This window comes from Citrobacter sp. Colony219, assembly GCF_019382635.1.
Taxonomy (GTDB): Bacteria; Pseudomonadota; Gammaproteobacteria; order Enterobacterales; family Enterobacteriaceae; genus Citrobacter; species Citrobacter youngae.
Window position 1 is genome coordinate 1,176,047 of record NZ_CP080033.1, and the last position, 14,538, is coordinate 1,190,584.

Consider the following 14,538-nt stretch of genomic DNA (forward strand, 5'->3'; position numbering starts at 1 on the left):
GATAAACTACTTGCCTGCTAAGGAGGTAGGCGATGCTAGGTTGGGTAATTACCTGTCATGACGATAAGGCACAGGATATGCTGCAGCGTCTGGAAAAAAAGCACGGCCCTTTGGTCCAGTGTCAGGCGGTGAGTTTTTGGCGAGGTCTCAGCTCGAACATGCTAAGCCGTATGATGTGCCATGCCCTGCATGCCACAGACTCAGGCGAGGGCGTGATATTCCTGACCGATATGGCCGGGGCTGCGCCTTACCGCGTGGCTTCGTTAATGAGCCATAAACATCCCCAGTGTGAAGTCATTTCTGGTATCAGCTATTCATTACTTGAGCGAATGATTTCGTCGCGGGAATCGCTGAGCAGTTCTGCGTTTCGGGATTGCATCGTCGCACTTGGAGGCCCTGAAGTCTCCAGTCTCTGGCATCAGCAACAAAAAAATCCCCCCTTCGTGTTGAAGCATGATTTGTATGAGTATTAATCATTGGTATTGATGGCGCTTTTGCTACAATAGCCGGGGTTTCTCGCCTCGGTTATCTCATATGGTTATGCGCCTTCTGCTTGTTTTATTGCTCCTGTTCTCTGGCAGCGTTGCTGCGGCGTTGCCTGCTCGTTATATGCAAACGACCGAAGCGGCTGCCGTGTGGGCGCAGATCGGTAATAAAATGGTGACGGTCGGGAATATTCGCGCCGGGCAAATCCTCGCCGTTGAGCCCATTGCGGCAGATTATTACGAATTCCCCTTTGGCTTTGGTATCGGGTTTATCGATAAGGGACACCTGGAGCCTGTTCAGGGCCGGCAGAAGGTTGACGATGGTTTAGGCGACCTCAACAAGCCGCTCAGCAATCAAAGCCTGGTAACCTGGAAAGACACGCCCGTTTATAATGCTCCGGATGTCGGTAGCGCCCCGTTTGGCGTACTGGCGGACAACCTGCGCTATCCCATCATTAGTAAGCTCAAAGACCGACTTAATCAGACCTGGTTTCAGATCCGCATTGGTGGCAGGCTGGCCTATATCAGTGCGCTGGATGCGCAGGAAGACCACGGTATTCCCGTGTTGACCTACCATCATATTCTGCGTGATGAAGAGAATACCCGTTTTCGCCACACCTCCACGACGACTTCTGTGCGTGCGTTCAGTAACCAGATGGCCTGGCTCCAGGATCGTGGTTACACCACGTTGACGATGTATCAACTGGAAGGCTACGTGCAGAATAAAATGAACCTGCCTGCACGGGCGGTGGTGCTGACTTTTGATGATGGTCTCAAGTCGGTGAGTCGTTATGCTTATCCGATTCTGAAGCAGCACGGCATGAAGGCAACAGCGTTTATCATCTCCTCACGCATCAAGCGGCACCCGCAGAAGTGGGATCCGAAATCGCTGCAGTTTATGAGCATCTCTGAACTGAATGAGATCCGGGACGTGTTCGACTTCCAGTCGCACACCCATTTTTTACATCGGGTTGATGCGAATCGCCGGCCGATCCTGCTGAGTCGCAGCTATCACAATATTTTGTTCGATTTCGCCCGTTCGCGCCGGGCACTGTCCCAGTTTAACCCTCACGTCCTGTATCTTTCGTACCCGTTTGGCGGTTATAACGCCACGGCGGTAAAAGCAGCAGGCGACGCGGGATTCCACATGGCGGTCACCACGGTGAGAGGGAAGGTTAAGCCGGGAGATAATCCGTTCTTATTGAAAAGGCTTTATATTTTAAGAACGGATTCGCTGGAGACGATGTCGCGGCTGATAAGCAACCAGCCGCAGGGGTAAGGCTATCAGGCAACCTGTACCGGAATAGCTTTCGCAGTACGCTTCATTTCGTTGTCGCCTTCAAAGTAAGCCACTTTCGGGCGCCATGTACGGGCTTCTTCATCAGACATGGTGACGAAGCTGGCGATAATCACAATGTCGCCAACCTCTGCACAATGCGCTGCCGCACCGTTCACCGAGATGATTCTGGAGCCGCGTTCAGCCGCAATTGCATAGGTTGAGAAACGTTTCCCATTCGTCACGTTCCAGATATCAATAGCTTCATTTTCCAGAATACCGGAGGCATCAAGGAAATCCTGGTCGATGGCGCAGGAGCCTTCATAGTGCAGGTCCGCCTGCGTGACTTTTACACGGTGGAGCTTGCCTTGCAGCATGGTGCGAATCATAACTTCTATACCCTGTCGTTTACCTTGGCTAAGCAGGTGCTACTGACCTGCTTTGAGAATTTTCAGGCAGTATTGCCTGATTTTTGACCCCTGTCTACTGGGCTAATGTAACGCTTTGATTATCGATCAGACGAGCCTGACCCAGCCAGGCGGCAACCAGAATCACTGCGCGTTTACTGCTTTCAGTCAGTTCAAGCAGCGTGTCGGCGTCGCGGATCTGAATGTCGTCGGCGCGGAAGCCTTTTTCATTCAGCTCGTGTTCAGCAATGGCGATAATCTCTTCCAGATCGCGTTCCCCAGCCTGTAATTTTTCGCCAATGCGGCTCATCACTTTGTACAAGCCAGGGGCGACTTTACGCTGCTCTGCCGTGAGATAGCCGTTACGCGAGCTTAGGGCTAAGCCGTCTTTGGCGCGAATAATCGGTACGCCGACGATCTCAATGTCATAACCCATATCCGCCACCATTTTGCGGATCAGCGCCAGTTGCTGGAAATCCTTCTCGCCAAAGCAGGCGATATCTGGCTGGATCAAATTAAACAGCTTGCTGACGATAGTGGAAACACCACGGAAGTGACCCGGACGGCTGGCGCCTTCAAGCATGGTAGACAGTCCCGGAACATCAACATAGGTATGACCTTCCGTGCCCTGCGGATAGATTTCTTTCTCTGATGGCGCAAAGACGATATCGACTTTGCGTTTGTTCAGCTTTTCGCAATCTTCCTGCAGCGTGCGTGGATAGCGCGCCAGGTCTTCCACACGGTCAAACTGCATTGGGTTGACAAAAATACTGACGATCACCACATCAGCCTGAGCCTTTGCTTCATCAACCAGCTTCATATGGCCGTCGTGCAGGTTGCCCATTGTCGGAACCAGCGCGACGTGTTTGCCTTCCTGACGCAGACGACGAATGTGCTGGCGCAGCAGCGGCAGAGTTTCAATAATTAACACTTGGACTCCTTAATGGAAACTGTGTTCTTCACCCGGATAGACGCCGGATTCAACCTCAGCAATATACTGCCGTACTGCGGCGCGCATGTCGCCCGCTTCAGCGAGGAAATTTTTGGCAAATTTAGGGATATGGCCGCCGGTAATGCCAAAGGCATCGTGCATGACGAGGATTTGTCCATCAGTGACGTTACCTGCGCCAATACCGATAACCGGAATCGACAACGCATCGGTGACGCGCTTCGCCAGCTCAACCGGTACGCATTCCAGCACCAGCAACTGAGCGCCAGCCGCTTCCAGCGCCAGCGCGTCGTCGAGCAGCGTTTGCCCGGCATCACCACGGCCTTGCACCTTATAGCCACCATAAATGTTGACGGACTGCGGGGTCAGCCCCAGATGACCGCACACCGGGACCGCGCGTTCGGTGAGCATTTTCACCGTATCGACCAGCCACGCACCGCCTTCTACCTTGACCATGTTGGCGCCCGCACGCATAACCACCGCGGCATTTGCAAAGGTTTGTTCTGGCGTAGCGTAGGCCATAAACGGGAGATCGGAAAGCAGCAGGCAGTTGGGTGCCCCGCGACGCACGGCGCGGGTGTGGTAGGCGATATCTTCAACGGTGACGGGGAGGGTAGAATCATGGCCCTGAACGGTCATGCCCAGCGAGTCGCCAACCAGCATCACATTGATACCTTCGTCGGCAAAGAGTTTCGCGAAGCTGTAGTCGTAAGCCGTAATCGTCGCGAAGCGTTTCTTCTCTTGCTTGTATTTTTGCAGCAATGAGATTGTTGTCGGTTTCATAACATTTCCTGATGGTGAAAGTCATATTTAACGGCATTCTAGCAGTCACATTCAGGGGGGCAATTGATTTAAGCAATCGTTTGGCGCGAAAGCAGTAAACGCTAAAGGGAAAGGATTACTTTACCAGTGTGCAGGTTTTGCTGCACCGAGTTGGGCGAGGTGTTGATGTAGGCTGGTTCCGTCCGGGAAGCTCAGTTCAGGCGCAATTTCATACAGCGGCCACAGCATGAAGCCGCGGCTCTTCATGTCGTAGTGCGGCACGGTCAGACGTTCGGTGTTAATCACTTTATCGCCAAACAGCATGATGTCGAGGTCCAGCGTACGCGGGCCCCAGCGTTCAGCTTTACGTACGCGACCCTGCTGTAGCTCAATGCGTTGGGTGTGATTAAGCAGTTCTTCGGGCGCGAGAGTCGTTTCCAGCGCCACGGCCGCGTTCAGGTAGTCTGGCTGATCCTGTGGGCCTAACGGCGGCGTACGGTAAAACGAGGAAACGGCGACGATGCGGCTGTCGGGAATGTCGCCGATCGCTTGCACGGCAGCATTAACCTGCTCCAGAGGTGAGGCTAAATTGCTGCCGAGCGCAATATAAGCGAGGGTCACGCGGAACCTTCGCGACGTGGCGCACGTTTGCGCGGACGACGATGGCGGCGGCGTTCTGGTTCTTCGTCGAGTTCGTTCAACATGCCTTTTTGTTCCGGCGGCGCGGAAACCTGGAATTCGCCCCACCACTGCGCCAGACGCTGCAGTTCGGCGTTATTTTCCACTTCGGCACGCAGGGCCAACAAGTCGTAGGCAGCGCGGAATTTTGGATGCTCCATCAGCTTCCAGGCGCGTTTGCCCTGACGACGGGACATGCGTAACTGAAGCTGCCAGATATCACGGGTGAGCGACGTCAGACGCTTAGGAATAGCCAGCGAGCGGCAGGCTTCGTCCAGTACATCGTTCATCGCCAGTGCGAAAGCGTCGTAATAGGCCAGACCGCTTTCCTGTGCGATTTTCTGCGCAGCTTCCAGTAACGGGTACCAGAACATCGCGGCAAACAAGAATGCCGGATTCACGCGCATATCATTGTGGATACGGGTGTCGGTATTCTTTAGTACCTGGGCAATGATGCGTTCCATCGCGCTGTCACCGTCTTCGGTGAAATAGCGGGTGATGGTTGGGAACAGCGGCTGGAACAGGCTGTACTCACGCAGTTTTTTATAGGTTTCATACCCGTAGCCCGCCTGTAACAGTTTGAGCGCTTCTTCAAACAGGCGTGCGGGGGGAATATCGTTAAGCAGCGTTGCCAGACGTGGGATCGGCTCTGCGGTTTCCGGGCTGATACGCATGTCGAGTTTGGCGGCAAAGCGCACGGCACGCAGCATACGTACAGGATCTTCGCGGTAGCGCGTTTCCGGATTACCAATCAGGCGGATGACGCCATCTTCGAGATCCTGCATGCCTCCGACGTAATCACGCACGGTGAAATCGGCCACGCTGTAATACAGGCTGTTAATCGTGAAGTCGCGGCGCTGGGCATCTTCTTCGATGGAGCCGAAGATGTTGTCACGCAGCAGCATACCGTTTTGCCCGCGCTGTGACGTTGTGCGATCGGACTCACTGCCTTCATGGTGTCCACGAAAGGTCGCAACTTCGATAATTTCCGGGCCAAACATGACATGGGCCAGACGGAATCGACGCCCAACCAGGCGACAGTTACGAAACAGTTTTCGCACCTGATCTGGTGTTGCATTGGTGGTGACATCAAAATCTTTCGGCTTTTTGCCCAGCAAAAGATCGCGTACGCCACCGCCTACCAGCCATGCCTCGTATCCGGCCTTATTGAGCCTGTACATTACCTTCAGGGCATTTTCACTGATATCTTTGCGGGAGATAGAGTGCTGCTCACGCGGGATTACCGTCATATGCGGACGGGCGACGGCAAGCTCGGCCTCGCGCTCCTCACGGCTTAGCACCTTGCGGCAAAAATTAGCGACTCGGGTAAAAATAGTGCACCTCGGTAGTGTCAAACTTCAGTCAGAACAAGTGTTGCTGTGTAAAAATCGCGGCTAATCATAGCTCAGCATGAGTCATTTGAGAATGCCGGATTTACATTCACTGAACCCGGCACAGTCGTAAGCGTCCAATTTTGCACCGCAGTTTGCAGTAATTCTTCCACACTCAGCGCTTGCCACGGTATTACAGTGTTCTGACCGAGGAAGCGCAACGCGTTGATGAGAACCGGGCGTGGATCGCCTTGCGGCAGGGCAGGCGCATGATTCTGCTTAGAAAGTTTAGCGCCTTGCTCGTTGAGCGCCAACGGCAGATGAATATAGTCCGGTACTTGCCAACCGAACTGTTGATACAACGAAATTTGGCGTACAGTCGGTTCGATGAGATCCGCGCCGCGTACAATCTCTGTTACTCCCTGGAAGTGGTCATCAACCACTACTGCAAGGTTATAAGCAAACAGTCCGTCGCGTCGGTGGATAATAAAGTCTTCCCGTGCAAGCTCTGGGTCGGTGTGAATATTGCCGCGCAGCAGGTCGTTAAAGTGTAAAACGGGATGCTGTTGCTTGATGCGTACCGCTGCATTTTCCGGCCCGTGGCGTAACGCACGGCAATGACCGTCGTAAATCCCGCCAATACTCTGAATACGGGCGCGTGTGCAGGTACAGTAGTAACTTAAATCTTGTTGTTGTAACCAGGCCAGTGCCTCACGGTAGGCGTCATGGCGTTGCGACTGCCACATGATTTCGCCATCCCAGTGCAGTCCATAATGTTCCAGCTGACGCAGAATCGTCTCTGCAGCACCGGGAACTTCACGAGGGGGATCGATATCTTCAATGCGTACCCGCCAGATTCCGCGCTGTGCACGGGCCTGCAGATAACTGCCGAGGGCGGCTACCAGGGAACCAAAATGCAGTTCACCGGAAGGTGAAGGGGCAAAACGGCCAATGTAGGGTTTGTCTGTCATGTCGATGGATAATATAAAAGAATAAGGCGGGAGAAACTCCCGCCCAGGTACTGTCGGATTAGCGTGATGCTACCCGGCATGCAACAGTCTACGGGATTAACCCGCCATCTGTTTTTCGCGAATTTCTGCCAGCGTTTTGCAGTCGATGCACAGATCGGCTGTTGGACGGGCTTCCAGACGACGAATACCAATTTCTACGCCGCATGATTCGCAGTAGCCGAAATCTTCGTCTTCTACTTTCTTCAGTGTCTTCTCGATCTTTTTGATCAGTTTGCGCTCACGGTCACGGTTACGCAGCTCAAGGCTGAATTCTTCTTCCTGTGCGGCACGGTCAACCGGATCAGGGAAGTTAGCCGCTTCGTCCTGCATATGAGTCACAGTGCGATCGACTTCATCCCTGAGTTGATTACGCCATGCTTCAAGAATACGCCTGAAGTGCGACAGCTGGGCTTCGTTCATATACTCTTCGCCCGGTTTCTCCTGGTACGGCTCCACCCCAGCGATGGCGAGAATACTCAGGGACGATGTTTTACGGTTTTGCCCTTCTTGCATGTTGCTTCTCCTTAACACGCACTATCGATCCCCATGTTCGGGGGAAAAATCAGGTCGCTATAAATAGCAGATGCTTTTCCGGATAGCAATTATCTATACGTAACACTTGACAACCCTGTGAGGAAAAGCGTATTTGCGCACGCGGCCAGAATATTAATTAACCCGTTGTTTACACCATTACAAGGCAATGGGCAACGGCTCTTTAAGAGTCATACCATGGGCAGAAAGTTCCGCTTTATAAACCAGAATTTCGACCCCCTTTAGCTGTGCTTCGACTAATAACTGCGCATATTTTGCATCGATATGGCGCGCGGGTGAAAACCGTGTAATGGCTGAATGTAGTACCGCGAAAAATATGACGGCACGTTTACCTTCAGCCGCTACGCTCATCAATTCCCGAAGATGTTTCTGACCTCGTTCAGTTATGGCATCGGGAAAATAACCATACTCTTTTTCCGCCAACGTGACTGATTTTACTTCAATATAGCAGTCAGTCCGGGAATCTGCCTGTAACAAAAAATCAATACGGCTGCCTTCTGCGCCGTATTTTACTTCACTTTTCAACACGCTGTAGCCAGAAAGCTCCGCAATGAGTTCATTCTGAATAGCCTCTTTCGTTAAGCGATTGGCCCATAGCGTGTTAACACAAATAAATGCATCAGATGCGGTTTGCGTTAATTCCCAGGTATGTGGATATTTCCGCTTAATATTTTCTGATGTTGAATACCAGACGGTATCACCCGGGGTTGCGCATCCGGTCATTGCTCCGGTATTTGGGCAGTGTAGCGTCAAGGTTGTGCCATCCGGTGTGATCACATCCGCTAAAAAACGTTTATAGCGCTGAATTAGCGTAGCGCGTTGTAAAGGGGGAGAAAATTGCATGAATAATACCCTTGATTATTTGCTCAGCACCCAGCGTTGCAAGGTTGAATAGCGAGTGCGTCCTCGCTCAAATGACGAGGCATAAAGCGCAAACTCCGTAACCGGAAATGACCAGCAAAAACCGGGGGGCGGGATGGCGACTGCATGACTGGCATCGCGCAAGAGCATGATATGCGGGTGAAAGGGCTGTGGGCTCTGGTAGCATCCGCTGCGTGCGGCCTGTGCTCGCAGCATATTGGCCAGTTGCAATAACCCGCGTGGCGGCTGACGCATTCCCAGCCACACAACCCGCGAACGCAGCCATTGCCCTGCATCGTCCAGCCTGAGCGTGAACGCCGGCTGGCGAATGCGTCCAGCCAGTTGTGATAGCGCCTGCTGTTTCTCGACACTCACATCCCCTAAAAAAGCCAGCGTCAGGTGCAGATTGTCTGCGGCGACCGGGCGGCCCGCTTCCGGTGGAAATTGTGCGGCTCGCCAGTGGATGAGCTGCTCCCGAACCTCAGCAGGCAATTCAATGGCAAAGAACAGCCGTTTTGGCTCAGACATGATGGATACTCGGTTATGAATTAACGCGATGCTACAATGCAGCGCGAAGAATGTTAACCCTCTGGAGTCATTTGTGACGTCGTTGCCCGTTGCCGCCATAGTGCCTGAACTGCTTACTGCCCTTGATGCTTCACCGCAGGTCCTGCTGACCGCGCCGACCGGTGCCGGGAAATCGACCTGGCTGCCGCTACAGCTTCTGGCGCATCAGGGGATATCGGGGCGCATTATCCTGCTGGAGCCGCGTCGCCTGGCGGCTCGCAATGTGGCACAACGACTGGCGGAGTCGCTGAACGAAAAGCCCGGCGAAACCGTGGGCTATCGCATGCGTGCGCAAAGCTGCGTGGGGCCGCAAACCCGGCTTGAAGTGGTCACGGAAGGTGTGCTCACACGCATGATCCAACGTGATCCAGAATTGCAGGGCGTTGGTCTGGTGATCCTTGATGAATTTCACGAGCGCAGCCTGCAGGCGGATCTGGCACTGGCGCTGCTGTTGGACGTACAGCAAGGCTTGCGGGACGATTTAAAACTGCTGATTATGTCAGCCACACTGGACAACGGGCGTTTGCAGCAGCTGTTGCCTGACGCGCCTACCCTTGTTTCCGAAGGACGTGCGTTTCCTGTTGAACGGCGCTACCAGCCGCTGGCGACGCATTTACGTTTTGATGAGGCGGTTGCTATTGCCACCGCGGAGTTGCTACGTAACGAGAGTGGCTCGTTGCTGCTGTTTTTACCCGGTGTAGGGGAAATTCAGCGCGTGCAGGAACAGCTGGCAGGCCGCGTGGGTAGCGATATTCTGTTGTGTCCGCTGTACGGCGCATTGACGCTTGCCGAGCAGCGCCTGGCGATTTTGCCCGCGCCGCAAGGTAAGCGCAAAGTGGTGCTGGCAACCAATATTGCCGAAACCAGCTTAACGATTGAAGGCATCCGGCTGGTGGTGGACTGCGCCCAGGAACGCGTGGCGCGCTATGACGCGCGCACCGGTTTAACGCGGTTGATTACCCAGCGCATCAGCCAGGCATCGATGACCCAGCGAGCCGGGCGTGCAGGTCGTCTGGAGCCCGGTATCTGTCTGCATCTGCTTGCCAAAGAGCAGGCGGAAAGAGCGGCGGCGCAGGGAGAGCCTGAGATATTACAGAGCGATCTGTCCGGTCTGCTAATGGAACTGTTGCAATGGGGATGCACCGATCCTGCACAGTTGAACTGGCTGGATACGCCGCCCGCTATCAACCTGCAGGCGGCAAAACGGCTGTTACAGATGCTGGGCGCGTTGGAGGGCAACAGGCTAAGTGCCACGGGGCAGAAAATGGCGGTATTGGGTAATGATCCCCGTTTAGCGGCTATGCTGGTTAGCACCAACAATGATAACGAAGCGGCAACGGCGGCGAAACTGGCCGCGATTCTGGAAGAGCCGCCGCGCGGTGGCAGTACCGATTTAGCCGTCGCATTTTCACGAAATCAGCCCGCCTGGCAACTGCGTAGCCAGCAGCTATTGAAGCGCCTGAATGTGCGGGGAGGCCAGCCCGATAGCGAACGGTTAGCACTTTTACTGGCGCAGGCGTTTGCCGACAGGATCGCGCGCCGTCGCGGGTTGGATGGACGTTATCAACTGGCCAACGGGATGGGGGCGATGCTGGATTCCGATGACGCCCTGGGGCGCCATGAGTGGTTGATTGCGCCGTTGTTATTGCAAGGAAGCGCGTCACCGGATGCGCGTATTTTGTTAGCGTTGCCGCTGGATATTGAAGCGTTGATGCAGACGTGTCCTGAACTGCTGCAACAGTCCGACACCATCGAATGGGATGAAGCCCAGGGAACGTTAAAAGCACTGCGCCTCACGCGAATAGGCCAGTTGACGCTAAAAGTGCAGCCGTTGGCTAAACCTTCGGAAGACGAGTTGCATCAGGCGATGCTGAATGGTATTCGCGATAAAGGGCTAAGTGTGCTCAACTGGACGCCGGAGGCTGAACAGTTTCGGCTGCGCCTGCATTGCGCGGCAAACTGGTTGCCGGAGTACGACTGGCCTGCGGTAGATGAGGATTCTCTTCTGGCGGCGCTGGAGAGCTGGCTATTGCCGCATATGAGCGGTGTGCACTCTTTACGCGCGCTCAAAGCATTAAATGTGGCTCAGGCATTGCGCGGTTTGCTGGACTGGTCAATGCTGCAACGTCTGGATAGTGAACTGCCTGCGCATTACACTGTGCCGACGGGAAGCCGGATAGCCATCCGCTATCACGAGGATAATCCCCCGGTGTTGGCGGTCAGGATGCAGGAAATGTTTGGCGAAGCGAATACGCCAACCATCGCCGGGGGGCGTGTGCCGTTGGTGCTGGAGCTGCTTTCTCCGGCCCAGCGACCGCTACAGGTCACCAGCGATCTGAGCGCATTCTGGAAAGGATCGTACCGTGAGGTACAAAAAGAGATGAAAGGGCGTTATCCCAAACACGTCTGGCCGGACGATCCGGCGAATACCGCGCCAACGCGGCGCACCAAAAAGTATTCATAAATTGAGAGATTTCTTCTTCTGTCGCCTGACGGAAGAACAGAGAATCGGGCCTTTGCGCCTGAATGTTGCGGAGAAAAAGCATGGCGGGGAATGACCGCGAGCCAATTGGACGTAAAGGGAAACCGTCACGTCCGGTGAAACAAAAGGTGAGCCGTCGTCAACTCAGAGATGACGAGTATGACGACGATTATGATGATGACTATGAGGATGAAGAACCGATGCCGCGTAAGGGTAAGGGCAAAGGGCGTAAGCCTCGTGGTAAGCGTGGCTGGTTCTGGCTGCTGGTAAAACTGTCGATCGTCTTTTTGGTGCTGATCGCGATATATGGCGTGTACCTGGACCAAAAAATCCGTAGCCGCATTGATGGCAAAGTCTGGCAACTGCCTGCGGCTGTTTATGGCCGGATGGTTAACCTTGAGCCAGAAATGCCCATCGGCAAGAACGAGATGGTGAAACTGCTGGAGGCGACACAGTACCGTCAGGTGACGAAAATGACGCGCCCGGGCGAATTTACCGTGCAGGCGAAGAGCATTGAGATGATCCGCCGTCCGTTTGATTTCCCGGACAGTAAAGAAGGGCAGGTGCGTGCGCGTCTGACCTTTGATGGCGATCATCTGGATACTATTGAGAATATGGATAACAACCGCCAGTTCGGTTTCTTCCGTCTCGATCCGCGTTTGATCACCATGCTGTCTTCCCCTAACGGTGAGCAGCGTCTGTTCGTTCCGCGCAGCGGCTTCCCGGATTTGTTGGTAGATACGCTGCTGGCGACCGAAGACCGCCATTTCTATGAGCACGACGGCATCAGCCTCTATTCCATTGGACGTGCGGTGCTGGCGAATCTGACGGCCGGTCGTACGGTGCAGGGGGCCAGTACGCTGACACAGCAACTGGTGAAAAACCTGTTCCTGTCCAGCGAGCGCTCGTACTGGCGTAAAGCGAACGAAGCCTATATGGCGCTGATCATGGATGCGCGCTACAGCAAAGACCGCATTCTTGAGCTGTACATGAACGAAGTTTATCTCGGTCAAAGCGGCGATAATGAAATTCGCGGCTTCCCGCTGGCGAGCCTCTATTATTTCGGTCGTCCGGTGGAAGAACTGAGTCTCGACCAGCAGGCGTTGCTGGTGGGGATGGTTAAAGGGGCGTCAATCTACAACCCATGGCGTAATCCGAAGCTGGCGCTGGAGCGTCGTAATCTGGTGCTGCGCCTGCTGCAACAGCAGCAGATTATCGATCAGGACCTGTATGACATGCTGAGCGCGCGCCCGTTAGGCGTGCAGCCGCGTGGCGGGGTGATTTCACCACAACCAGCGTTTATGCAGATGGTACGCCAGGAGCTACAGGCGAAGCTGGGCGATAAAGTCAAAGATCTCTCCGGTGTGAAAATTTTCACCACCTTTGATTCCGTGGCACAGGATGCGGCAGAAAAAGCGGCGGTGGAAGGCATTCCGGTGCTGAAGAAACAGCGCAAGCTGAGCGATCTGGAAACCGCGATTGTGGTCGTTGACCGCTTTAGCGGCGAGGTTCGTGCGATGGTCGGCGGCGCAGAGCCGCAGTTTGCGGGCTATAACCGCGCGATGCAGGCCCGTCGTTCCATCGGTTCTCTGGCAAAACCGGCAACCTATCTGACGGCGCTGAGCCAGCCGAAGCTGTATCGCCTGAATACCTGGATCGCCGATGCGCCGATTGCGCTGCGCCAGCCGAACGGTCAGGTGTGGTCACCGCAGAACGATGACCGTCGCTATAGCGAAAGCGGTAAAGTGATGCTGGTGGATGCGTTAACGCGTTCAATGAACGTCCCGACCGTCAATCTGGGGATGGCGCTGGGCCTGCCCGCGGTTACCGAAACCTGGACGAAACTGGGCGCCCCGAAAGATCAGCTCAATCCGGTTCCGGCGATGCTGCTGGGGGCGTTGAACCTGACGCCAATTGAAGTGGCACAGGCGTTCCAGACCATCGCCAGCGGGGGTAACCGTGCGCCATTATCAGCACTGCGTTCGGTCATTGCTGAAGATGGGACCGTGCTGTATCAAAGCTTCCCGCAGGCAGAGCGCGCAGTGCCTGCACAGGCGGCATATATGACGCTGTGGACCATGCAACAGGTGGTTCAACGCGGTACGGGTCGCCAGCTTGGTGCGAAGTACCCAGGGCTGCATCTGGCAGGGAAAACCGGGACCACCAACAACAACGTGGATACCTGGTTTGCCGGTATCGACGGCAGCCAGGTGACGATTACCTGGGTAGGCCGCGATAACAACCAGCCAACCAAGTTGTACGGTGCCAGCGGCGCGATGTCGATTTATCAGCGTTATCTGGCGAACCAGACGCCAACACCACTGGTGCTGACGCCGCCGGAGGATGTTGTTGATATGGGCGTAGATTACGACGGTAACTTTGTGTGCAGTGGTGGTATGCGTACGCTGCCAGTGTGGACTACCGATCCGGATTCGTTGTGTCAGCAAGGTGAGATGCAGCAGCAGTCAGGTAATCCGTTCGATCAATCAACGCAGTCGCAGCCTCAACAGCAGCAGCAACAGCAGCCGCCGCAGCAGGAGAAGAAAGACAGCGACGGCGTCGCAGGTTGGATCAAGGATATGTTTGGCAGCAACTAATGCCTACCTCAAAACCCGCTCCGGCGGGTTTTTCTTTTGACGCCATTCGGTTTTGTTTTGCCTGATGGCGCTGCGCTTATCAGGCCTACGGAATTTGAGCAGCCGTGTCGCTATCCGGTACGTCTTCCGTTAAAACATTTCAGCTTAATTTATTAACCCTTTCTTTTCATCTGGTTATTTCTTAACCCCTTAGTTTTAGTAGGGGCGCGTAGTGCTTGCGATCGCAACAGCGTTTCGAATATCATGCTCCCGTTATAATAATAATTCTCGTTTACGTTATCATTCACTTTCATCAGAGAAATACCAATGGCGCGTCTTAAAACTGCTCAGCCAAACTCCTCACTGCGTAAAATTGCAGTCGTGGTAGCCACAGCGGTTAGCGGCATGTCTGTGTATGCACAGGCGGCGGTTCAACCGAAAGAAGAAACAATCACCGTAACCGCAGCACCTGCCGCACAAGAAAGCGCATGGGGGCCTTCGCCGACGATTGCCGCGAAGCGTTCCGCCACCGCAACCAAGACTGATACGCCTATCGAAAAGACCCCGCAGTCTGTTTCGGTTGTGACGCGTGAAGAGATGGA

Annotated in this window: 13 protein-coding genes and 1 pseudogene; 5 read left to right on the forward strand and 9 right to left on the reverse strand. The window is 54.4% G+C overall.

Annotated features, from left to right (window positions below; translation table 11 throughout):
• Nucleotides 1-32: 32 nt before the first annotated feature.
• Entirely contained in the window at nt 33-473 is a 441-nt protein-coding gene (locus tag JTI85_RS05130) for a PTS sugar transporter subunit IIA (protein ID WP_101741401.1), read from the forward strand.
• Between the two features lie 61 nt (nt 474-534).
• The gene (locus tag JTI85_RS05135; RefSeq protein ID WP_201442898.1) at nt 535-1,764 is read left to right on the forward strand and encodes a polysaccharide deacetylase family protein; all 1,230 of its coding nucleotides are present in this window, start codon (nt 535-537) and stop codon (nt 1,762-1,764) included.
• A 5-nt stretch (nt 1,765-1,769) separates the two neighbouring features.
• On the opposite strand, the gene panD is transcribed toward JTI85_RS05135, so the two are convergent.
• From panD to thpR, 9 genes are all read right to left on the reverse strand, one after another.
• Entirely contained in the window at nt 1,770-2,150 is a 381-nt protein-coding gene (gene panD / locus JTI85_RS05140) for an aspartate 1-decarboxylase (protein ID WP_000621526.1), read from the reverse strand.
• A 94-nt stretch (nt 2,151-2,244) separates the two neighbouring features.
• Entirely contained in the window at nt 2,245-3,099 is an 855-nt protein-coding gene (panC, locus tag JTI85_RS05145; protein ID WP_219352217.1) for a pantoate--beta-alanine ligase, read from the reverse strand.
• Between the two features lie 9 nt (nt 3,100-3,108).
• The gene (gene panB, locus JTI85_RS05150) at nt 3,109-3,900 is read right to left on the reverse strand and encodes a 3-methyl-2-oxobutanoate hydroxymethyltransferase (RefSeq protein WP_048212666.1); all 792 of its coding nucleotides are present in this window, start codon (nt 3,898-3,900) and stop codon (nt 3,109-3,111) included.
• A 120-nt stretch (nt 3,901-4,020) separates the two neighbouring features.
• Nucleotides 4,021-4,500 carry a 2-amino-4-hydroxy-6-hydroxymethyldihydropteridine diphosphokinase gene (gene folK, locus JTI85_RS05155; RefSeq protein ID WP_115600954.1) on the reverse strand — a complete coding sequence of 160 codons (480 nt, stop codon included), beginning with the start codon at nt 4,498-4,500 and terminating at the stop codon, nt 4,021-4,023.
• Complete coding sequence (gene pcnB, locus JTI85_RS05160; RefSeq protein ID WP_204266837.1) at nt 4,497-5,891, reverse strand: polynucleotide adenylyltransferase PcnB; 1,395 nt, start codon at nt 5,889-5,891, stop codon at nt 4,497-4,499. The genes folK and pcnB overlap by 4 nt, the downstream gene beginning before the upstream one ends.
• A gap of 71 nt (nt 5,892-5,962) precedes the next feature.
• The gene (gene gluQRS / locus JTI85_RS05165; RefSeq protein WP_005124711.1) at nt 5,963-6,859 is read right to left on the reverse strand and encodes a tRNA glutamyl-Q(34) synthetase GluQRS; all 897 of its coding nucleotides are present in this window, start codon (nt 6,857-6,859) and stop codon (nt 5,963-5,965) included.
• A gap of 96 nt (nt 6,860-6,955) precedes the next feature.
• Nucleotides 6,956-7,411, reverse strand: coding sequence for an RNA polymerase-binding protein DksA (dksA, locus tag JTI85_RS05170; protein WP_003829221.1), 456 nt, complete (start codon nt 7,409-7,411; stop codon nt 6,956-6,958).
• A 177-nt stretch (nt 7,412-7,588) separates the two neighbouring features.
• The gene (sfsA, locus tag JTI85_RS05175; RefSeq protein WP_061067266.1) at nt 7,589-8,293 is read right to left on the reverse strand and encodes a DNA/RNA nuclease SfsA; all 705 of its coding nucleotides are present in this window, start codon (nt 8,291-8,293) and stop codon (nt 7,589-7,591) included.
• A gap of 15 nt (nt 8,294-8,308) precedes the next feature.
• The gene (gene thpR / locus JTI85_RS05180) at nt 8,309-8,839 is read right to left on the reverse strand and encodes an RNA 2',3'-cyclic phosphodiesterase (RefSeq protein WP_219352218.1); all 531 of its coding nucleotides are present in this window, start codon (nt 8,837-8,839) and stop codon (nt 8,309-8,311) included.
• A 73-nt stretch (nt 8,840-8,912) separates the two neighbouring features.
• Between thpR and hrpB the strand changes: the two genes are divergently transcribed.
• The 3 genes and pseudogenes from hrpB to JTI85_RS05195 form a co-directional block, all read left to right on the forward strand.
• On the forward strand, nt 8,913-11,342 hold the full coding sequence (hrpB, locus tag JTI85_RS05185) for an ATP-dependent helicase HrpB (protein WP_219352219.1): 2,430 nt from the start codon (nt 8,913-8,915) through the stop codon (nt 11,340-11,342).
• An 80-nt stretch (nt 11,343-11,422) separates the two neighbouring features.
• Nucleotides 11,423-13,957: a bifunctional glycosyl transferase/transpeptidase gene (gene mrcB / locus JTI85_RS05190; RefSeq protein ID WP_048212660.1), complete on the forward strand. Its 2,535-nt coding sequence runs from the start codon at nt 11,423-11,425 to the stop codon at nt 13,955-13,957.
• A gap of 306 nt (nt 13,958-14,263) precedes the next feature.
• Nucleotides 14,264-14,538 (forward strand): annotated as a pseudogene (locus JTI85_RS05195) (ferrichrome porin FhuA); the annotation flags it as partial.